A 22402-nucleotide genomic window follows, 5' to 3' on the forward strand; every position below is an offset into this window, starting at 1 on the left:
AGCCGGGCGCAGCGGGTCGCCACCATCGGATTCCGTGGCGATCGCAAGCGCGGCGTAGCCGGGCCCAGCGGGTCGCCACCATCGGCCTAGCCGTCACGTTTGGGCGTCGCCCGGTGTCGAGCTAGTAGGACGACATTCAAGGAGGACCGCCATGCCTCGGCTGCAAGGAGTCTCGGACCGCGACGCCACGCTGAGCGCCAAGATCGCCTTCTTCTTCACCAAGCGCAAGCTGTCGCAGATGGCCGGCCTGGAGACGGCGGGGATGCTGGAACCGCTGCGCATGTACGCGCACATCCCGCGCTTGCTCAACGCCTACGGCAAGCTGGAGCAGGCCGAGTCGAAGCTGGATATCCTCAGCCCCCGCCAGCGCGCGCTGGCCGAGTTGAAGTCGGCGACCACCGTGGGCTGCGAATATTGCATCGACTTGGGCTCACAGATCGCGCGCCAATGGGGAATCACCGACGAGGAGCTGCTCGGGATGGCCGACTACCGCAACGCCTCGTGCTTCTCGGAGCTCGACAAGCTGATCCTGGAGTACGCCACCGCGATCAGCCGCACCCCGGTCGAGGTGAGCGACGGGCTCTTCGAGGCGCTGCGCGCCCACTTCGACACGCCGCAGCTCGTCGGGCTGACCCACGTCATCACGCTGGGTAACCTGCGCGCCCGGTTCAACATCGCACTCGGCATCGGGTCATCCGGCTTTTCCGGCAGCCGGGTCTGCGCGCTGCCCGAGACCGGTCGCGCGTGACCGCGGCGGACCCTTCGCTGTCCGCACGCTTCGAGGCCGCGCGCCCGAGGCTGGGCGCCCTCGCCTACCGCATGCTGGGCTCGGTCGACGACGCCCAGGATGCCGTGCAGGAGGCGTGGCTGCGGCTCAGCGGCGCTGGGGACATCGCGAACCTCGACGCCTGGCTGACCACCGTGGTCGCCCGCATCTGCCTGAACGCGTTGCGAGACCGGCACGGGCGCGGCCGGGAGGAGCCGGTCGGGCAGCTGCCGGATCCGATCGTCGATGCCGAGGGCGAATTCGATCCCGAACACCGGGCGATGCTGGCCGACGCGGTGGGGCTGGCGTTGTTTGTCGTGCTGGACACGCTGCCGCCGGCCGAGCGGCTGGCCTTCGTGCTGCACGACGTGTTCGCGGTCCCGTTCGACGAGATCGCGCCGATCGTGGAACGGACGCCGGAGGCGACGCGCAAGCTGGCCAGCCGGGCGCGTCGGCGCATCCAGGAGGCCGACCCGGCCCCCGACGGCGGCGTCGCCGCGCAACGGGAGGCCGTCGACGCGTTCTTCGCCGCGGGCCGCGCCGGCGATTTCGACCGGTTGGTGTCGGTGCTCGATCCCGGTGTCATCTTGCGCGGTGATTTCGGCAAGGGCGCCAACGTATTCCGGGCCGAGGGTGCGGCAGCCGTGGCCAAACTGGCCCGCGGCTACGCGGGACCGGAGCGCGAGGTGCGCCCAGCGATCGTCAACGGCGCCGCCGGCGCGGTCATATTCGTTGCCGGGCGGCCCACGGCCATCATGGGATTCGTGGTGCGCGACGGGCTGGTGGCCAGCATCGATGTGCTGGCCGACCCGGACCGGATCGTCAAACTAGACCTGCGCGCCGTGCGCGCCGATCACTGACCGGCGGCCTGCAGCAACTCCATCGCCGAGGAGCGCGACAGCACCCAGCCGCCCTGGTTGACGAACGTGACGTTCTGCGTCACCGGCGACGTCAGCTTGGGACCCGAGACCGCCACGTCGGCCGTCGCGGACCCCGCCGCGGTCGGTTGGATGTTGGAGACGCCGAACGTCAGCGGCAGGTCGCCGTTCTTGGCCGCCTTCTGCAGCTTCTTGTCGGCGACGTGCGCTTCGATCCCGCTGATGCCGCCTTCGACCAGGTTGCTCTTGTTGGAGAACGAAACGCTGGGGTCGGCAAGGCTGTTCAGCAGGCCGGTCAACTGATTGGCCGTGGGCACGTTTACCGCCTGGGGCGGGTCCATCGGCAACGGCGCGCCGACCGCGATCAGCCGCACCGAGGCCTGCTCACCCGGCGCCGCAATGGACGTGATGCCCGCGGCCGCTCCCCCGATGACGGCCAGCGCTGCCGCACCGCCGGCGAAGAACTTAACGGTTTTCATGGTCCCCCCTTGGGCGGGCACGCGTCGACGGACCGTGCCAATGTGCGTCTTTTCGATTGTTGTTTCGTGTTTGCGCACCGAGACGTTACGGGCACGCCATGTGAACAACCTGTGCGCCCGCTATGTGGGTGCACAGGCCACTCGGCTTTGCTAGTTCGTCGCGGTAGCGGCCTGTATCAGGGCGATCGCGGCGTCGTGCTGCAGGATCCAATTGCCGCCCTCGTTGACGAACGCGAGGTGCTTTTCGACCGGCCCGGCGAACCTCGGACCCGAGATGGCCACGTCGGCCTGGGCCGCGTTCGGGCCGGCCGGCGCAATGTTCGTGACGGCGAACGTCTCCGGGAAGTTTCCGTTCCGGTACGCCTTCCGCAGGTCATGGTCGGCCACATGGCCCTCGTCCGGAGCGATACCGTTTTGGACCAGGTTGGTCTTGGTCGTGTACGACACGCCGGGATCGGTGGCCTGAACGCACAGGTTGGACAGCTGGTCCGGGCTCGGCAGTCCAGGCGCCGGCGGCGGATCCTGTGGCAGCGGTGCGGCGGCGGCGGGAGCGACGGACGTCACGCCGACGGCCGCCGCGCCCATCGCTATCGCGCTGATGGCCAAGGACTTCAAGGGTTTCGTTCTCATGGTCGGGTCCTCCCCCTGGTGAGTAAGAGTTGTGATTCTGCCCGCGGCGCCCGCTGTTCTTGGTCTCGGGCGGGTCACGGTACGGGCACGCTGCCGGCGCTCAGTCGCCCGCCATGGCCTCGCGCAGCGTCTTGGGCCGCAGGTCGGCCCAGTTCTCGTCGACGTAGTCCAGGCACGCCGACCGGCTCGCTTCGCCGAAGACCGCGCGCCAGCCGTCCGGGATTTCGGCGAACGCGGGCCAGAGGCTGTGCTGCTCCTCGCCGTTGATCAGCACGTAGAAGGCGCCGTCGTCGTCATCAAAGGGGTTGGTGCTCATCGCTTCTCCTCGTCGTTCGTTGGGTCCCAGAACCCGCTGACAGCCCAGCGGCGCCCAGCACCCGGTCGGACAGCAACCCGAGGCAGCTCAGGTTGGGAAAACCGGGACCCTGGGTGAGTCCGGAAAGGTTGGGCAGGAACAGCTTGGGCGTCACGTCGGTGACGGCCAGGTCGTAGCCGATCGCCTCCTGCAGGCCGTCGGCGGTCAGCGGGCCACCCAACCCGAGTTCGAGCAAGTCGAGGGCGTCCTGACCAAACAGCGAGGTGAACCACAGCGGGTCGGCGCCGGAGCCGTCGATGACCAGATCGAAACCGTGCACCGTCTCGAGGTTCTCGCTGCCCCGGTTGGTGGACAGCGTCAGCCGGATCTGCCCGTCGCGGCCCACGGCGTGGGCGACCCGGCCGCGCAGGTGGTGGATGCGGTCGTCGGCCAGCAGCGCCTCCTGCACGTTCGCCGAGAACACCCCGCGGTCGGTGCGCGCCAGCGCATCGCGGCGCTCGTCCAGCGTCAGGTCGGTCCAGTCGGTGGGGTCGGAGAACAGCGAGTTCTCGAAGAACCCCTCGCCGCGGGTGAACAACGTCACCTGCGGGGAGATGACGGTGATGCTGGAAACCCGGTGCCGGAACAGCTCGTTGAGCATCGACGCGGCGGTCTCACCGCCACCGATCACCGCCACCCGCTCGGCGCTGATCCGGTCGTCCGCCGCGGCCCGGTCCCAGAATTGGGCGATCGACAGCACGCGCGGATTGCCCGGCAGCAAGGACTTTTCGGCCTGCCCGGGGCCGGTGATCATCAGGGCGTCGGCGGGCACGGTCGTTTCGTGGGTCTGCAGCACCCAGCGGTCGCCGTCGACCGCAAGCCGTTCGACCTCGCCGTGCACCACATTCAGGCCGACCTGGCCGGCCACCCAGCCGAGGTACTGGCTCCACCGGCGATGGGTCGGCGCGGGCCGGCCCCGGTCGATCCACTCGGCGAACGACGCGGTGGCGATCAGGTACGACTGCCAGCTGTAGCGGGTCATCCGCTCGTCGAGCTCGGCGTTGCGCCGCGGTACCAGCGAGGAGCGGTAGGGGAAGCCGACATCTTTTTCCGGGCTGGTGCCCAGCCGGTGCGCACCGTCGGTCCATCCGCCGCTGGCCTGCCAGTTGGCCGCCACGCCGATGCGTTCGACCGCGACGATGTCCGGGACGTCAACTCCTGTGACGCCCATGTCGCGCAGCGCCGCTGCCTTGGCGGCGACGGCCACGGCCTTGGCTCCGGCGCCGAGGATCGCAAGTGTGCTCATTCCGCCATCTCCCGCAGTGTCTCGGTCCAAAGTCCTTGCAGCTCTGCGATTTCCGCCTCACTCAGAATGTCGGGCAGCGCCCGCCACTGGGTGGCCAGCACGCGGGCGGCACCGGTCCCGAGGACGCCGGCAACCACGGTCAGTTCGTGGCGCACCGCCTGGTCGGGCTCGGGCACCCAGTCGACCTCGGCCATCAGCTCGCGGTCCAGCTCGAGATCCCCGACGCCGACGTGGAGGTTGCCGAGGTAGTTGAGCAGCAGTTGGGGTTCGGGAAGTTCGCGCAGCCGGGTATCGGGCCGCAGGTAACGCAGTAGGCCGTAATCGACACCGCTGCCGGGGATTCGGGCCAAATCGGTGGGCCCGTCGGAGTGCACCCGCAACGGGTAGATCGCGCTGAGCAACCCGACGGTGTCGCCGGTATCGGTGTCGATTCCCAAATCCGTGCGGCCGTGCGTCTCCAGCGCCAACAGCGGGGCCGGGGTGTCCTGACCGCGCCGCCGCCGCCACGCGGTCACCGTGCGGGCGGCCGCGGTGATCAGCAATTCGCCCATCGGCTGCGCCGCCGCGAGCAGCCGCCCGGTGAGCTCGGGCCCGCAGGCCGAGACGCTGACCGCCAAGTCGACGGCGCGGTCGGTCTGCGGCCGCAGCCGCCGGGCGCCCAGCGGCGGATCGGCGCCCCGCAATTCGGCGGCCCAAAAGGCTTCCGTACTCAGCGTTTTCGCCCGCTCGGCGAGCAAGCGCGACCACTGGCGGTAGGTGGTGTGCTCGCGGACCGGTGCCGGCGCGCGCCCCGCGGCCAGGGCGTGCAGGCCGGCATCGAGCTCGCCAAGCACGATCCGCCAGGAGGCCGGGTCCATCGCCAGCACGTGGGCCGTCAACACCAGCAGCCCGGGCTCGTCCGCTCGGCGTAGCCACACCGCGGACAGCAGCCGACCGGCCAGCGGGTCGAGGCTCTCCACCGCCTCGAGGACATGCTTGGCGACGTCGTTGGTCGGCTCGCCGCCCACCCACGCCTCATTGAGGATGTCGACGTTCGGTTGTGCGACAAGCGTCGTCGCGTCGCGGTCCAGCCGGCATCGCAACACCTCGTGCCCGTCGAGGACCGCGCGCAGCAGCGCCTCCAGGCCGTCTCGGGTGATCGTGTCGGGCAGCCTGATGACTTCGGTCTGCGCGAGCCGTCGGGCATCGCCGTACTCGTAGAGCCAATGAACGCTGGGCAACACCGGGATCGGTTCGCCGGACTCTTCGACGCCGCCCGGATCCGCGTGCCGGGCGGCGTCGGAGTCGATCGCCGCGGCGAGTTCGCGGATGCTGTCGCACTCCACCATCGACCGCGCCCGCAGCGCCAGACCGCGACGGCGGGCGGCCTGCACGACCGACAAAGCCGAGATGCTGTCGACGCCCAGCTCCAGAAAGCTCGCCGTGACGTCGACGTCGGCGCCGCCCAAGACGTCGGTGAACGCCTGGGCCAGCGCCGCCTCGGTCGGCGTATCGGGCGGGACGGCGGGGCCATCGACGACATCAATTGCCGCCAAAGCCTTTTCGTCGATCTTGCCGTGCGGGGTCAGCGGCAACTCGTCCACGACCACGATGTGATGAGGCACCAGGTAGCGCGGCAGCCGGTCGAGCAGCATCGCGCGCAGTTCGGCCACCGCCGGCCGGTCGGGCCCGCCCGCCACATAGGCGGTCAGCCGGGGCCCATGGGTGTGGTGGCGGACCAGCACGTGGGCGCCGCGCACCCGGTCGTGGCCGCAGAGCACGGCCGCGATCTCGCCGGGCTCGACGCGGAAACCGCGGATCTTGAGCTGGTCGTCGCTGCGACCGAGGAACTCGAGGCCGCCGTCGGGCATGCGGCGCACCACATCTCCGGTGCGGTACATCCGGGTGCCCCGGCCGTTCGGTTCGGCGACGAAACGCGTTGCGGTTTCGGCCGCGCGCCCGAGGTAGCCGCGGGTCAGCTGATCGCCCGCCAGGTACAGCTCACCCGCAGCGCCGTCGGGGACCGGCCGCAGCCAGGCGTCCAGGACGTAGGCGCGGGTGCTGCGGGTCGGACGCCCGATCGTGGGCCGAGCGTGTTCGCCGATGGCCGCGACGACGGCCTCGACCGTGGTCTCGGTGGGCCCGTAGCAGTTGAAGGCCGTCATCGCCGTTCGGGCGCATTCGGTTTGGATCGCCCGCCACGCGGTGACACCGAGGGCTTCGCCGCCGAGCGCGAGCACCGCCAGCGGCACCCGAGCTAGCAGCCCCGCGTTGTGCAGCTGGCCGAACATCGACGGCGTGGTGTCGATCATGTCCAGGCCGAAGCGGTCGATCACGTCGACCAGCGTCTCGGCGTCACGTTGATGCTCGTCGTCGACGACGTGCACCGAGTGCCCATCGAGCAAGGCCGCCAACGGCTGCCACGCCGCGTCGAAGGTGAACGACCAGGCGTGCGCGATGCGCAGCGGTCGCCCGATGCGCGCGGCGGCGGGCCGAAGGACGCGCTCGATGTGGTCGTCGATGTACGCCGCGAGCGCGCGGTGCGTACCGATGACGCCCTTCGGTGCGCCGGTCGTGCCCGAGGTGAAGACGGCGTAGGCCGCGTGGTCCGGCGGCACCGTGACGGCCCGGTAATCGGCGCTTCCGGCGGCGCCATTGGCGACGAAGTCCTCGTCGACGACGATCGGAGCCGACGTCTGGCGCAGGATCTCGGCGATCCGCTCGCCCGGCATGCCCGCGTCCAGCGGCACGATCATGCCGCCGGCTTTGAGGACGGCCAGCATGGCGGCCACATAGAGCGGGCCGCGGCGCAGCATGATCGCCACCGGGGCCTCGCTGGCCGCGCCCGCCCGCCGCAGCGCGGCCGCCAGCCGATCGGCAAGCGCGTCGAGCTCACCGTAGGTCAGCCGCCCGTCTTCCCAGCTGACCGCCGTCGAATCGGGTTGCGCGGTGGCGATTTGGGCGAAGCGGGCGTGCACCGCGGCCGCCGGCGCCTCCGGTAGTTCCACGGGGGCCGGGTCGCGCTCGCCGTCGAGCAGGATGTCGACCTCGCGCAGCGGCCGGTCCCACTTGTCCACCAACCGCTGCACCACGGCCAGCAGCCGATTGCCGAGGTCTTCGGGCGCGGTCGCGCCCAGCGCACCGTCGAGCACCTCGACCAGCACCGTGAGCCCGTCGGCGCTCGGGTGGGCGGCGATGGTCACCGGGAAATGCGACACGCTCTCCAGCGCCACCGGACGGAAGGTCGCGCCGTTTGCGACGAATTCGGAGGCCCCGACGACCTCACCGGGCGGGAAGTTTTCGTACACCAGCAGCGTGTCGAACATCTCACCGACACCGGCGATGGCCCGCAGCTCGGCGTGACCCAGGTAGCTGTGGTCCCGCAGCGCGGCGGATTCACGTTGCAACGCAAGGCATTGCGTTCCGGCGGGCTTGCGCGGGTCCAGGCGAACCCGCAACGGGACGGTATTGATGAACATGCCGACCATCGATTCGACGCCCGGCAGTTCGCCCGGCCTGCCCGACACGGTCACCCCGAACGTCACGTCATGGCGGTCGGTGAAGACCGATAGTATTGTCGCCCAGGCCATCTGGACGAGCGTGTTGAGGGTGACACCGCGGGTGCGGGCGGCGTCGGCCAGCGCGGCGGTGGCCCCGGGGTCGAGGCGCAGCGTGGTGCGTCGCGGTACGCCCGCCGCCGGCGGGGTGGCGGTCAGCGCCGGCGAAAGCAGGGTGGGCCCGTCCGTGCCGCCGAGGTGCTCGGCCCACAAGGCGCGGCTGGCGGCCTGGTCCCGGTTCGCCAGCCAGCCGATGTAGTCGCGGTACGGCCGCGGCGGTGGCGGCAGCGCGGCGGCGTCTCCGCCGGCCCGATACAGGGCCAGGAGTTCGGACACCAGCAGCGGCAGCGACCACCCGTCGATGACGATGTGGTGCGCGACGATGACCAGATGCCACCGCTGCTCCGGCAATTCGATGAGCAGGAACCGGATCAGCGGTCCGCGACCCACGTCGAAACGGCGTTGGCGCTCTTCGGCTTCCAGCGCCCCGACCTCGTCAGGCTCGGCGGGCACGCACCGCCACGGCAGCTCGGCGCTGCTCGGTATCACCTGGACGGGCCGGCTCAGGTCGCCGTGGATGAAGCTTGCCCGCAGGTTGGGATGCCGCATCAGCAGCGTCGCGGCGCACTCGCGCAACAACGCGACGTCGAGCGGGCCCACCACGTCGGCGGCCATCGCGATGACGTACGGGTCGGCGCCCGAGCCGTCTTCGGAGGCCAGCGTCGCCATCGAGAACAGCCCCTGCTGCAGGGGGCTGAGCGCCATCACATCCTCGATGGCCGGCCGCGGGTCGGCTCGGGTCACGGCCGATCACCCCAGGACGAGGTCAGGGCCGCCAGCTCGTCGGCGGAAAGCCCCGAAGTGCTCATCGGCGCATGGGAGCCGCCGTTCTCGGGTTCGGTTTCGGCCGTCGACTTGGCATCCAGGGCGGCAGCGAGCTCGCGGAGCACGGGATGTTCGAAGATCATCCGCGGGGTCAGCGGCATTCCGGCGTCGCGGGCCCGCGCGGCCACCCGCACGGCGAGGATGCTGTCCCCGCCGAGATTGAAAAATTCGTCGTGCCGCCCGATTTCGCCGGTGTCGAGCACGTCGGCGAGGATTTCGGCGAGCGCCCGCTCGGTGGCGGTGTTGGGCGGTTCGGCCGGGCCCCCGGGTGCCGGCGTCGGTGCGGGTCGCTCGATGTCGGCGACCAACTGGAGTTGGCCGTCGTCGGTCCACATGCCGCGTTCGCCGTTGCGGTACAGCCTCGAACCCGGTTGGGCGGCAAACGGATCGGCGACGAAGCGGGTCGCGGTGAGCGAAGCCCGCGCCAGCCGGCCGATGACCGCCGGGCCGCCACCGTAGTAGACGTCGCCCACCACCCCGGTCGGGACGGGGTTCAGCCAGGCGTCCAGCAGGTACACCCGAGCGGCCCCGTCGCCCGCGGTGGCCCGGGCCAGAATCCGCGCTCTTTCTTGCGCGCCGGTGATCTCGACGTCGCGCAACCGTTGATCGGGGTCGTCGGCGAACGCCTCGATGACGCGGATCAGCCACTCTGCGAACCGTTCCGCGGTGGCGCGCCGGTATAGCTCGGGGCGATAGATGACGTGGCCGCGGTAGCCGTCTTCGGACGCGAAGAAGTTGACGGACATGTCGGCGTGCGCCACGTCGAAGTCCGGCTCCAGCGCGGTGAGCGTGGTGTCGCCGTCGGGCCCGCTGTCGATCACCTGGTCTTGCGGCAACTGTTCGCGAACGTGCACCACCACGTCGAACAGCGGGTTGCGCGACAGGGACCGGGCGGGCTTGACGGCGTCCACCACTTGGTCGAACGGCAGGTCTTGATGTGAGTAGGCGGCCAGCGCCACGTCCCTGGTCCGCTGCAGCAGCTCGCGCAGTGTGGGGTTGCCGCGCACGTCATTCCGCAACACCACGATGTTGATGAAAAACCCGACGAGGCGGTCCAGGTCGGATTCGTTGCGGCCGGCGACCGGGGTGCCGAGCGGGACGTCCGTGCCGCCGCCGGCCTTGTGCAGCACCACCGCGACGGCGGCCTGCAGGAGCATGAACTCGGTGATGCCGAGCTCGCGGGTCAGGGCGGCCAGCTTGGCGCGGGTTGCGGCGCCGAAGCCGAACTCGACGGCATTACCGGCGCCGGTGAGCGCGGCCGGCCGTGGGAAGTCGGGACGCAAACCGTTGTCCTCGGCCAGCCCATCGAGTTGACGGGTCCAGTAATCGCGCTGCGGTCCGGCGATGCCGGCGCTGTCGTCCAGCAGCGCCGCCTGCCACGCGGCGTAGTCGGCGTATTGCACGGGCAGCGGTTCCCACGCGGGAGGTCGGCCGGCGCGGCGGGCCCGGTACGCGGTGAGCAGGTCGGTGAACAGCACACCGGCGGACCAGTGATCGCCGGCGATGTGGTGCGTCACCACCGACAGGACCTTGCGGTCCGGCGTGCCGAGCACCGCCGCCCGGATCGGCAGGTCGGTCTCCAGGTCGAAGACGTGACGGCGCTCCGCATCCAGTTGGGCCCCAAGCCATTCCGCGTCGGGCCCGTCGGCACGGCGCACCGGAACCTCGGCGGGCGGGTGGACGATCTGATGGGGGACGCCGTCGATCTCGCGGTAGGTGGTGCGCAGGATCTCGTGCCGGGTCACGACGTCGGTGACGGCCGCCGCCAGCGCGTCGGTGTCGCAGGGGCCCCGCAACGCTGCGACGAACGGAATGTTGTTGACGGCGTTGGCCCCGTCGAACCGATAGGTGAACCAGCTTCGCAGCTGTGACGACGAGAGCGGAACCGGCCCGCCCCGGTCCAGGGCGGTCAGCCGTGGCCGCGCCGCCGCCTGATCGGCGGCGTCGATGTGCGCGGCGAGCCGCGCCACCGTCGCGAGTTCGAAAACCTCGCGCACGCCTATGTCGACGCCGAACGCGTTACGGACCGACGCGACCAACTTCGTCGCGAGCAGCGAGTGGCCGCCCAGGTCGAAGAACGAGTCGTCGGCGCCAACCCGGTCGCGGTCGAGCAACTCGGCGAACAGTTCGGCCACGCGCCGCTCCGTGACCGATCCCGGTTCACGGAACTCCGCGCCGGAACTCACCTCCGGGGTTGGCAGCGCGGCACGGTCGATCTTGCCGTGCGCGGTGATCGGGATCTCGTCGAGCACAACGTATGCCGCCGGGACCATGTATTCGGGCAGCGCCGCGGCGACGCGGGCCCGGATGCGGTCGAGGTCGACCTCGGAGGTTCCCGCGGCGGGCGTCACATAGCCAACCAGACTCTTGCCGAGTCCCGGCAGGTCGCTGACCACCACGACCGCCTGCCCGACCGTCGGGTCGACCGAGATGGCCGCGGCGACGTCACCCAGTTCGATCCGGAAGCCGCGGATCTTTACCTGTTCGTCGGCGCGGCCCACGAACTCGACGTCGCCGTCCGCGTTGCGGCGCGCCAGGTCACCGGTTCGGTACATCCGGGCGCCGGGATTGAACGGGTCGGCGACGAACCGCTCGGCGGTCAGCCGGCCGCGGCGATGGTATCCGTGCGCCAGATGCGTTCCGCCGAGGTAGATCTCGCCGATCACGCCGACGGGCACGGGTCGCAGCGAATCGTCGAGCAGGTGCATCGTCGTGTTGATCTTGGGCCGGCCGATGGGCACGATCCGGGTGCCTTGCGGGCCTTCGACCTTGAACCGGCTGGCGTTGATCACGGTCTCGGTCGGACCGTAGAAGTTGTGCAGCAGCGCGTCGAACGTCGCGTGGAACTTGTCGGCCACCTCGCCGGGCAGCGGTTCGCCGCCGATGGGCACCCGCTGCAACGTCCGCCACTGGTTGACGCCGGGCAGCGACAGGAACAGGCCGAGCAGCGAGGGCACGAAATGCATTGCCGTGATTCCCTCGTCGCGCAACAGGGCGGTCAGGTAGCCGATGTCGTTGAGCCCGCCGGGGCGCGGGATCACCATTCGCGACCCGCAGGCCAGCGTGCCGAAGATCTCGGCGATCGACACGTCGAAGCTTGGCGACGCGACCTGCAGCAGCCGGTCGGTGTGGTCCACCCCGTACTCGCCCTTGAACCAGACGAAGTATTCGGCGACGGGACGGTGCGGCACCGCAACGCCTTTGGGCAACCCGGTGGTGCCCGACGTGTAGATCAGGTACGCGGTGTTTTCCGGCCGCAGCGGCCGCACCCGGTCCGCGTCGGTGGGGTCGTCGGCGCGGTAGGCGGCGAGGTCGGCCACCGGCTCGCGCAGCACCAGCTTGGCGTCGCAGTCCTCGAGGATGAAATCGAGTCGGTCCCGCGGATAGCTGGGGTCCACCGGTACGTACACCGCGCCGGACTTGGCGATGCCGACCGCGGTGACGACCAGGTCCGGCGACTTGTCGAGCAGCACGGCCACGCGGTCCTCGCTGCCGATCCCCTTCTCGATCAGCCAGTGCGCCAACCGGTTTGCCGCCTCATTGATGTCGCGGTAGGTGAACCGGCGGCCTTCGTAGGCGACGGCGACGGCGTCGGGGGTCCGCGCGGCCTGCTCGGAGACCAGGTCGGCCAGGGTTTTGGGGGCGGTCTGGAACTCCTCGCCGTGCGACACCTCACGCAGCCAGCCGGCGTCGGCCTCGTCCAGGAGCGCCAGTCCGGCCAGCGGCCGGTCCGGTGCGGCCAGTGCGTCATCCAGCAGCACGGCGAAGTGATGCAGCATCTGGCGCACCAGCGCTGGGTCGAGGATCTCCAGCAGGTGTTCGGCCTCCACCAGCGCACCGGTGCCGTCGAATTCGACCATGAAGCCCAGCGGCAGCTGAGTGAGGTTGCTGCGCAGGCCGTAGCGCTCGCACTCGACGCCGGGCGGGCGGAACCCGCCGCCGTCCGGCTCGCGGAATCCGAAGCTGACCCGGGTCATCCGTTCCGCGCCGTGGCGGCGATCGGGGTTCAGTTCGCGCACGGCACGATCGAGGCCGACCCGTTGGTGCGCAAACGCTCCGGTCGCCACGTCGCGCGTCGACTTGAGCAACTCGCGAAAGCTCATCCCCGGCCGGGGTCGCAGCCGCAGCGCCACCGTGTTGCCGAAATAACCGATGGCGTCGTCGGTTCCGGCGCCACGGTTGAGCACCGGTGCGGCCACCAGGAAGTCGTCGCTATGGGTGTAGCGATGCATGAGGGCGCCGAAGGCGGCAAGCAGCACCATGTATGGGGTGCAGCCGGCGTCGCGCGCCATCGCGATCACCCGCTGGGCGGTGTCGCCGGACAACCGCAGTTCGCTGCGGGCGGCCCGCCAGTTGGTCGGCATCGTCGTCCCGGCCGGGCCGGGCAGCTCCAGCGGCTCGGGCGGGTCGGCCATGACGGCGCGCCAGTAGTCGAGATCGGCCTTCGTGGTGTCGGGCGCTGACGGCGCCGACGTGTGGCGGTAGGGCGCCAGCTCGACACCCGCGTAGGCATTGGTGAGGTCGCGGAAGAAGATCCGCCACGAGCCGTCGTCCCAGGCGATGTGGTGGGCCACCAACAGCAGCACGTGCTCGTCGGCCGCGACGCGCACCGCGGTGATCCGCAGCGGTGCGTCTTTGGAAAGGTCGACGGGGGCGGAGAATTCGCGCTGGGCAAGCACCTCGAGCCGAAGCCGGCGCGCGTGTTCCGACAGGTCGGCCAGGTCGTGTTGCGCCCAGCCCGGGCGGAGATCGTCATGCACGCTCGGTCGGGGGGTGCCGTCGTCGCCGACGGTGTAGGTGGTGCGCAGGATCGGGTGCCGGCGGGCGACCGCGTCGACGGCATCGTGCAGCCGCGCGAGGTCGATGTCGCCGGTGATCCGGTAGGAGACGCACACATTGAGCAGCGCGCCGCTGGGGTCGGCCAGGTGGACGAACCACATCCGGGCCTGGCCGTCGGAAAGCTGGTCGTCGGCGTGAGCGTTGGTCTCCCCGGTGTCGGCCGAGAGGCCGCGGTCGGCGAGCCGGCGCCGAAGCAGTTCCAGGCGGGCGCCGGTGTCGGCGATGTCAGTCACGCACTGTGTCCATCTTTTGGGTCCACCTTCTGTGCTCTGCCGGAGCGCCCGTGGGCGCCCTCGAGTTGTTCGACGAGTTCGGCGCCGGTGATGTCGCCCATCAGTGTCGCCAGCGACACCGTTCGGCCGATCGTCGATTTGAGGCGCTTGCGCAGGTCCAGCGCCAGCATCGAGTCGACGCCAAGGTCGAAAAGCGATTCGCCGAGGTTCAGTTCGCCAGCCCGTTCCATCCCGAGGACGGCCGCCAACTGGCTGCGCACCACCTCGACGACCGGAAGCTTTGCGGCGTTGCGATGTTCGGCCGGTTCGGACCGCCTGCCGTCCAGGAATATTCGCAGCCGGGCCGCGTCGGCCGAGAACACCAGCGGGTCGTCGGGCCACTCACGCAGGCTCGCCTCGATCGCGTCCCGCGGCGTCATCTGCCGCAGGCCCGAACGCTCGATGTTTTCCACCTCGGCCGCATCCAGGATGCCCCGGCCCGACTCACCGCCGGACGACGGTTGCCACAGGCCCCACCGCACCGATACACAGTGCCGGCCCGCGGCGCGCAGTTCGGCGGCCATGTGGTCCAGCAGGCGGTTGGCCGCGGAGTAGGCGGCGTGTCCGCGTCCGCCCCACAGCCCGGATACCGACGAGCACAACAGCATTCGCGCGCCGGCGCGCACCGGCCACAGTTCGGCGAGGTGGATCAGTCCGGTGACCTTGGCGGCGAAGGCCTCGTCGAGGGTGGCCTCCGTCGGAACGGCGCCCGCGCGGAACCCGACGCTGCCCGCCGCGTGCACGATCAGCGACGCACCGCCGGCTCCGTATCGTGCTGCGGTGAGCGCCAATTGGGCTCGATCGGTGAGGTCGCACGGCGCGGGCACCAGCTCGGTGCCGTGCTCGGCCGCCAAGGCCTTCACCACCCCCGGGTCCGCGCTGCGACGGCTCAGCAGGACGATGCGCCGCGCGCCGCGCTCGGCGAGGTAGCGGGCGTAGTGCAGACCGATGGCGCCGGCACCGCCGGTGATGAGGACGTCGTCGAGCACCCCGGAGTCCAGTGGCCACTGCGCGGCGGGGGGCGCGTCGCGGAACGAGCGCTCGAACAGCGCCTGCCCGCGCAGCGCGAGTTCGCCGGCCCCGGACAGCAACGCGTCGACGACGGTGGCGCCGGCGGCGGGCGTCAGCTTCCACGACGGCAGGTCCAGCTGGTTGAAAGTCCGTTCGGGGTGGTCGAATCCGGCGCTGCGGTGCATCGCGGCCAGCGCCGCGTGGCCGGCCGACGACGGCGCGTCGCACGGGCCGACGCGGTCGGCGGCGACGGTGAGCAGGCAGACGGTGTGGCAGCGGGGGCCCGGCGCGTTCGGGTAGTCGAGCAGGCCGGCCGCGGCCAGGCCTGTGAGCGCCTCGGCGGCCCGCTGCGCGCCGGCACCGCCGAAAACCGGCGCGATCACCGCGACGATTTCGGCGTCGCGCGGTTCGCCGAGTTCGGCAGCGGGATGGGACTCGATCGCCGCGCACAGCGGGCGGGCCAACGGGCTTTCGGCGCCAATGCTGATCACCGCGATTCGCGTGAGCGGCCCCGGTGTGGGCACTACCGCCCGTTGCCAGTGCTCCATCACGATGTCGGGCGCTCTGGCTGCCGACACGGGTGGCAGCGGCGCCGGGTGCGCCCACATCGGGATCGCGCGCATCGGGGCGTTCGGAAACCCTTGTAGGCCAACGTCGCCGGCCGGCGGGACGCCCAGGTAGTCGCCCCAGGTGTATCCGGGGTCGGCGACGGCGGCGGTGAGGATGTTCGCCGACAGCGCCTCGAGCACCGGCTCGTCGCGGTGGCCTGAACCGACCAGCACCGCGGGGCCGTCCGGTGCATCCGCCTCGAAGGTCTGGCCGATCGTGAACAGCAGCGCCGGATGGGCCGACATTTCGATGAAGGACCCCGCGCCGCGACGGATCGCCGAGGCGAACGCGCGGTCCAATCGCACCGTGTTGCGCAGGTTGGCATACCAGTAGTCACCGAATGGCTCGTCGGGTGCCACCACGTCGCCGGTCGCGCCGCCGATGAATTGCACCGGGGACTCGAGGAATTCGGAGGCGGGCAGCCGCGCGACGAACTCGTCGCGCAGCGGCTCGAGCACGCTGGTGTGCCCCGGGAAGCCCGCGGTGATCTCGCGGGCGAACTGACCGCGCTTGCGCACCGCGTCGGCGATCGCCAGCACCGCGTCGCGTTCGCCGGACACCGCCACGGTGGACGCCGAGTGCACCACCGCCAGCTCCGCCCAGCCGTCCGCCGCCGCGATGAGCGCGCCGGCCGACTCGGCGCTGACGCCCAGCGTGGCCATCGCGTAGCGACCCGGCAGGCGGTCCACCACGGCGGCCCGTGCGGCGACGACGGCGACGGCGTCCGGCAAAGTCATGGCGCCGGCGACGAAGGCCGCGGCGACCTCACCGAGGCTCTGGCCGATGGTGAGGTCGGCAAGCACGCCGCACGACCGCCAAACCTCCGCCAGCGCGACAGCATGGACGAATTGTGCTCCCTGTACCTCGATTTCGGAGAAGGCCGCCGGCTCGTCCCCGACCGTCAGGTAGCGCAGCGGTGACACGTGGCCGGCGGCCTCGAACGCCGCGACGCAGTCATCGGCCGCCGCCCGGTAGGTCGGCAGCGCCCGGTACGCGACGGCGCCCATGCCCGGCCAGTGCACGCCCTGACCGGGGACCACAAAGGCCTGCCGCGGCGCGGAATCCGCCGCGGAACGCGCGACCAGCGGATGCTCTCGCGCCGTGGCCAGCGCCCGCAGCCCACCGATGAGCTCCGCCCGGTCGGCGGCGCGCAGCACCGCGCGGTGTCGGCGCACCCGTCGGGTCCGCAGCAGCTGACGGCCCACCTGGCCCACGGTCGTTTCCGGGCAGCGCTCGAGGTAGTCGGCGATCGCGCCGGCGTCCTCGCGCACGAGATCGTCGGCGTGCGCGCTGAGGAGCACCGGGTCGCGCCCGTCGGGCAGTCGGTTAAGGGGCATCGGGCGACCCGTAATCCGGCATCGAGACGATCAGATGGGTGTTGGTGCCGCTCATCCCGAACGCGGATACCGCCGCGGTTCGCCATCCGTCGACGGCCGGCCACGGTGTCAGCTTGTCGGCCAGCCGCAAACCCTGTTTCTCCCAGTCGATTTCGCGGCTGGGCTCGTCGACGTGCAGGGTCGGGGGAACGGCGGCGTGCTCGGCGGACAGGATGACCTTGGCGAGGCCCAGCGCGCCGGCGGCGGCTTGCGCATGGCCGATGTTCGACTTGACCGAGCCCAAGAGCGGCCCGCGCCCGGGCGGCGCGGTCCCGTAACTGGCCGCGAGTGAGCACAGTTCCGTCCGGTCACCGAGCCGGGTGCCGGTGGCGTGCCCCTCGACCATCCCGACGTCGACGGGCTCGACGCCGGCCTGCGCGATGGCGCGCCGAAACAGTCGCAGCTGCGCGTCGCCGCTGGGGGCCATCAGCCCGTCGCTGCGCCCATCGGAGTTCAGGCAGCTGGCGCGCACCTCGGCGAGGACGCGGCGCCCGTCGGCCACCGCCCGGGACCGGCGCTGCAGCACGAACATGGCCGCGCCCTCCGCCCAGACGGTTCCGCTGGCGAGCGCGCTGTACGGCCGGCAATGGCCGTCGTCGGACAGCGCGTGCTTCGAAGAAAATTCGACGAAATAGCCCGGGCTGCCCATCACGCACACCCCGCCGGCGAGCGCGAGGTCGCAGTCGCCGGCCCGGATCGCCTGGACCGCGGTATGAAACGCCGCGAGCGCCGACGAGCAGGCGGTGTCTATCGTCAGCGCCGGCCCCGCCAGGTCCAGCGTGTAGGCGATGCGCCCCGAGATGACGCCCAGCGACGTCCCGGTCATCAAATGTCCGCTGTGGTCAGAGAACTCGGAAAGCGCCGGGCCATACTCCAGTGCGGAGGCGCCGACATAGCAGCCCACATCGTGACCGGCGAGGTCATCGGGGTTGATGCCGCTGTTCTCCACGCTCCGCCACGCCACCCGCAGCCCGACCCGCTGCTGGGGGTCCATGGCCGTCGCTTCCCGTCGTGAGATGCCGAAGAATTCCGGGTCGAATGTCGTTGCACTGGAAAGGAATCCGCCAAGATCATGGATCGGCTTGAAGCCGTCCCGGCGGGATCCGTCGAACACCTCGCGAAGCGCCCAGCCCCGGTCGGTGGGGAACGGGCCGAGCGCCTCCCGCTGTTCGGACAGCAACGCCCAGAAGTCGTCGGCGGTTTCCACGCCGCCGGGCGCCTCCAGGGCGAACCCGACAATAACGACCGGGTCGTTATCGGACATCGGCGCTCACCATCCGGGCCACCGCGTCGAGGTGGTCGTCGAGGTAGAAGTGGCCACCCTCGAATTCCGACACCGTGAATCGGCCGGAGGTGTGGGTTTCCCAGCGCGCCAGGGTTTCCCGGCTGATCCGGTGATCGCGATCGCCGCCGACCGCGTGAATGTCGGCGGCGATGCGCACGTCGGGGCGGCATGAGTAGGCGTTCAGGGCGCGGTAATCGGCCTGCACCGCCTGGACTAGTAGTTCGACGAATTCCTCGTCGTCCAGCAGCTCGGGGTCGGTGCCGCCGAGATCGATCATGTCCGCCAGCACCCCGCTGCCGCTGGTCGGCAGCGGTCCGTAGGCTTCGACGGTGGAGGGGGCCTGCCCGGCCGAGGCCCACAGCACGCGCACCGGCACGCCATTGCGTTCGGCGACCCGGGCGAACTCGAACGCCACAACGGCCCCCATGCAATGCCCGAACAGGCTCAGCGGAGCCACCGAGCTCCAGTCGCCCGCCTCGAACAACTCGAGGGCGAGCGCGTCGATGCTCTCGGCCGGGGGGTGGTTCCGCCGGTCGGCCCGCTGCGGGTACTGCACCACGAAGGCGTCGACGTCATTGGACGACAACGCTTTCGCCAGTGACCGATACGCCGCGGCGGCACCGCCGGCGTGTGGGAACACGACCACCGAGCCGCGCGCCGTGGCGGCGGTAAACCGCTTCACCCACGGCTTGAACTCGCGCCGTGCCGGCGTGGGGGCGGTGTCGAGCGCGGACAACACGTCGGCGCTCGACATGTCCGCGATCTCCAGATACACGTCGGCCACCCGCTCGAGCCGGTCGCCGTTCGCCTCGCGGCCGGTCAGCAAGTCGGCCAGCGTGGCGACGGTCCGGGCGGCAAAGACGTCGGCGACCATCAGGCTTGGCGAGTCGAGCCACTGGCGGATGCCGACGACGGCCTGCGTCGCAAGGACGGAATCGCCGCCGAGCGAGAAGAAGTCGTCGTGCACACCCACCGCAGCGGTGTCCCGGTCGAGAAGGTCCGCGATGATGTGGCACAGCGCCCGTTCCAGTTGCGTGCGCGGGCCCTGATGGGGCGCGGACGCTTCGCCGGAGTCGACCGCCTCGGCCAGCTGACGACCGACGGCGCGCCGGTCGATCTTGCCGCCGTCGGTGAACGGGATGCGGTCGGTCAGCGATATGTGCTGCGGAACCATGTGCGCGGGAACGAGATCGGCGAGAAGCTGGCGTATTCGCGGTGCGGTCAACGCGTCGTCGTCAAGACGGACGGCGGCGGCCAGCACTTCGCTGCCGCCGGAGCCGGGCACCAGGGCGGCCACGGCCGCTCGCACCCCGGGCACCCGGCGCAGCGCCGCCTCGATCTCGCCGAGCTCGACGCGGTACCCGCTGACCTTGATCCGGTGATCGGCGCGGCCGACGAACTCGAGGGTGCCGTCCGGCCAGTAGCGCGCCAGATCGCCGGTGCGGTACCAGGTTCGGCCATCGTGGACGACGAAGCGCTCGGCGGTCAGCTCGGGGCGCCCGCGATAGCCCCGGGCGATGCCGCGGCCGGACACCCACAGCTCACCGGCCACCCAGTCGGGACAATCGGCACCGGTGTCGCCGACGACGCGGCAGGCGATATTGGGGAACGGCTTGCCGTACGGCACCGCGGTCCAGTCCGCGGGCATGTCGGCGTCGACCTCGAAAATGGTTGCGTGGACCGCCGTTTCGGTGGCACCCCCCAACCCCGCGAAGCGCATGTGCGGCGCCCGCGCCTGCAGCCGGCGGGCCAGGCCGGGACGCACCCAGTCGCCGCCGGTGGCCACCACCCGCAGCGACGACAGGCTGCCCGCCTGCACCTCGACCAACATCTCCAGCCAGCCCGGCAGGAAGTTCAGCACCGTGACCTGATGGGTGTCGATGAGCCGCGCCCACGCGTCCGGATCGCGTCGCTGCGCCTCGTCGACCACGACGATCGCCCCGCCGGCCCGCAGCGTTGCGAAGACGTCGAGCACCGAAAGGTCGCATTCCAGCGTCGAGAGGGCAAGGCAGCGGTCCGCCGCGCCGATCTCGAAGCGGCGGCTGAGAAATTCGACGGTGTTCATCGCGCCGTCGTGCGTCAGCTCAACGCCCTTGGGCTCGCCCGTGGAGCCCGACGTGAACAACACGTAGGCGAGCTCGGCGGGATCCGTTCTGGCGAAGGGAAAGTCGGCGATGGCGGGCGGCTCGCGGAGCACGTCGGCGATCACCACTGCGGGGACGGGCAGCGACAGCGGCTGCCCGCCGCACACCAGGGCCAGCCGCACCCCGCCCGTGTGCAGGATGCGCTCCGCGCGGTCGCGTGGTTGGTCGACGCCGATCGGCAGGTACACGCCGCCGGCGGCCAGAATGCCCAGCAGCGCCGGCAGCTGTTCGGCGGTCTTCGGGCCCATCACCGCGACGGTGTCGCCGTCGCCGATTCCCGCCGCCCGCAACGCCGCGGCCAGCGCCAGCGCCTGGCCGCGCAGCTGCGCGTAGGTGAGGTCGCCGGAGCTCGCGAACACGGCGGGCGCGTCGGGTTGTTGCTCGGCGCGCCGGAAGAACCCGTCGTGCAGGGCCTCCCCGCTCGGCGCGGCGCTGCGGCCGTTGACCGCCTCGCGCACCGCGCGTTGCGCGTCCGGCAGCGCCGGCAAAGCGGCGGCGTCCCAGGCGTCGTCGCTGGACGCCAGCCGTAGCAGTTCGTCGATGTGGTGGGCGAACATCGCGTCGATGATGCCCGGCCCGAAGACACCGTCGCGCACGTCCCAGTTCACCAGAACGCCGCCGTCGAACTCGGTGACCTGCGCGTCGAGCAGCACCTGCGGGCCCTGCGAAATGATCCAGGCGGGTGCGCCGAATTGCCTTGTGACATCGGCGCTGAACAGTTCCCCGAGGCCCAGCGCGCTGGTGAAGACGACCGGCGCCAGGACCTGGGTGCCGCGGCGGCGGCTGAGGTCGCGCAGCACGGACAGCCCGGGATAGGAGGAATGGGCGGCGGCCGTCCGCATCGCGTCCTGCACCGCGCGCGCCCGCGCGGCCGGGGTGTCGGCGTCTGTCAGGTCGACATCGAGCAGCAGCGACGAGGTGAAGTCGCCGACCAGCTTCTCGACGTCGGGGTGCAGCGCCTGGCGCCCGAACAGCGGCACATTCAGCAGGAACCGCGGCGAGGACCAGCGGGCCAGCACGTCGGCGAACGCCGCGGCCAGCGTCATCGCCGGGGTGATGCCGCGGGCCCGGGCGCGGGCAAACAGCGCGTCGCGGGTCGCCGGGTCCAGCCAATGCCAGCGACGGGTGCTGGTGCGTGCGCCCCGCCCGCCCGTCGACGGTGGCGCGGGCGGATCCGGCAGGTCGGGAATGCGCTGGGCCCACCAGTCCCGGTCGGCGTCGCGCTGCGGTTGGGGTTGCGCCTCCTGGCGCGCGACGGCCCGGCGGTATTCACGGTAGGTGTAACCCAATTCGGGCAGTTCCCGGCCGAGGTAGAGGGCGGCCAGGTCGGCCATCAGCGTGCGGTAGCTCATCGCATCGGCGGCCTGCATGTCCAGGTCGACGTGCAGCCGGGACCGCCCATCGGGCAGCAGCGTCACCGCGAGTTCGAACACCGCGCCGTCGAGCTGCTGGTGCGATTTGGCCTCGCGCAGGGCCGCCAGGCGCGGCTCGACCAGGTCGCGCTGGTCGCGCAGGTCCAGCACCGAGACGGGGAAGTCCCCGCACTCGTCGGCCGCCGCGATGCGCTGCGTGCCATCGGCCGAGAATCGCACCCGCAGCATCGGATGGCGACGGGCCAGCCGGTTGGCCGCCGCCCGCAGCCGGTCCGGGTCGATCGGGCCGCCGTCGAACTCGACGTACAGGTGCCCGGCGACGCCACCCAATTGCTGGTTGTCCTGGCGGCCGACCCACATCGCGTGTTGCATCGGCGCCAGCGGGAAGGGCTCGCCCTCCCCCGACGGTTCGGCGTCGGCGGGCGGGGCCGGTGCTTCGGCCGCCGGGGCGGCCGGGCTCGCCGTCACCAGCTCGGACCAGGCCTCGATCGTCGGCGCCGCGGCCAGGGCGGCGAAATCGACGGCGATGCCCTGGCGGCGCCACCGACCGGCGAGCGTCATCATCCGGATGGAGTCCAGGCCCTGGCCGATGAGGTTGCTCCCTGGGTGAATCGCGTCGGCGCGGACGCCGAGCAGCTCGGCGACCTCCGCGCGGATGTCCTCCGAGCACGCCGGGGCACGCACCACGAATCCTCCCTGAATTAGCAAAGGCTGCCCT

11 protein-coding genes are annotated in these 22402 nt (G+C 71.1%); 2 read left to right on the top strand and 9 right to left on the bottom strand.

All coding sequences use genetic code 11. The annotated features are described in order from the left end of the window. Positions 1–151: 151 nt before the first annotated feature. Positions 152–748, top strand: a complete 597-nt coding sequence (locus AC5Y4S_RS08470) for a carboxymuconolactone decarboxylase family protein (RefSeq protein ID WP_500032204.1) — start codon at positions 152–154, stop codon at positions 746–748. Next, on the top strand, positions 745–1626 hold the full coding sequence (locus tag AC5Y4S_RS08475) for a sigma-70 family RNA polymerase sigma factor (RefSeq protein ID WP_500032205.1): 882 nt from the start codon (positions 745–747) through the stop codon (positions 1624–1626). The genes AC5Y4S_RS08470 and AC5Y4S_RS08475 overlap by 4 nt, the downstream gene beginning before the upstream one ends. On the opposite strand, the gene AC5Y4S_RS08480 is transcribed toward AC5Y4S_RS08475, so the two are convergent. The 9 genes from AC5Y4S_RS08480 to AC5Y4S_RS08520 form a co-directional block, all read right to left on the bottom strand. Continuing rightward, positions 1620–2123, bottom strand: a complete 504-nt coding sequence (locus AC5Y4S_RS08480; protein WP_068136668.1) for an MTB12 family secreted protein — start codon at positions 2121–2123, stop codon at positions 1620–1622. The two genes, AC5Y4S_RS08475 and AC5Y4S_RS08480, sit on opposite strands and share 7 nt — an antisense overlap. A gap of 150 nt (positions 2124–2273) precedes the next feature. Beyond that, positions 2274–2753 (bottom strand): MTB12 family secreted protein, encoded by a 480-nt coding sequence (locus AC5Y4S_RS08485; protein ID WP_500032206.1) that lies wholly within the window; start codon positions 2751–2753, stop codon positions 2274–2276. Positions 2754–2853: 100 nt separating this feature from the next. Then, positions 2854–3069, bottom strand: coding sequence for an MbtH family protein (locus tag AC5Y4S_RS08490; protein ID WP_068110267.1), 216 nt, complete (start codon positions 3067–3069; stop codon positions 2854–2856). Continuing rightward, positions 3050–4354, bottom strand: a complete 1305-nt coding sequence (mbtG, locus tag AC5Y4S_RS08495) for an NADPH-dependent L-lysine N(6)-monooxygenase MbtG (protein WP_500032207.1) — start codon at positions 4352–4354, stop codon at positions 3050–3052. Before mbtG ends, AC5Y4S_RS08490 begins: the two co-directional genes overlap by 20 nt. Then, positions 4351–8694 carry an amino acid adenylation domain-containing protein gene (locus tag AC5Y4S_RS08500; RefSeq protein WP_500032208.1) on the bottom strand — a complete coding sequence of 1448 codons (4344 nt, stop codon included), beginning with the start codon at positions 8692–8694 and terminating at the stop codon, positions 4351–4353. Before AC5Y4S_RS08500 ends, mbtG begins: the two co-directional genes overlap by 4 nt. After that, on the bottom strand, positions 8691–13847 hold the full coding sequence (locus AC5Y4S_RS08505) for an amino acid adenylation domain-containing protein (RefSeq protein WP_500032209.1): 5157 nt from the start codon (positions 13845–13847) through the stop codon (positions 8691–8693). The genes AC5Y4S_RS08500 and AC5Y4S_RS08505 overlap by 4 nt, the downstream gene beginning before the upstream one ends. Next, entirely contained in the window at positions 13844–16843 is a 3000-nt protein-coding gene (mbtD, locus tag AC5Y4S_RS08510) for a mycobactin polyketide synthase MbtD (RefSeq protein WP_500032210.1), read from the bottom strand. The genes AC5Y4S_RS08505 and mbtD overlap by 4 nt, the downstream gene beginning before the upstream one ends. Then, on the bottom strand, positions 16833–18146 hold the full coding sequence (locus tag AC5Y4S_RS08515) for a beta-ketoacyl [acyl carrier protein] synthase domain-containing protein (protein WP_500032211.1): 1314 nt from the start codon (positions 18144–18146) through the stop codon (positions 16833–16835). Before AC5Y4S_RS08515 ends, mbtD begins: the two co-directional genes overlap by 11 nt. Beyond that, entirely contained in the window at positions 18136–22371 is a 4236-nt protein-coding gene (locus AC5Y4S_RS08520; RefSeq protein WP_500032212.1) for a non-ribosomal peptide synthetase, read from the bottom strand. The genes AC5Y4S_RS08515 and AC5Y4S_RS08520 overlap by 11 nt, the downstream gene beginning before the upstream one ends. Positions 22372–22402 lie beyond the last annotated feature (31 nt).

The organism is Mycobacterium sp. NGS64 (assembly GCF_059812245.1).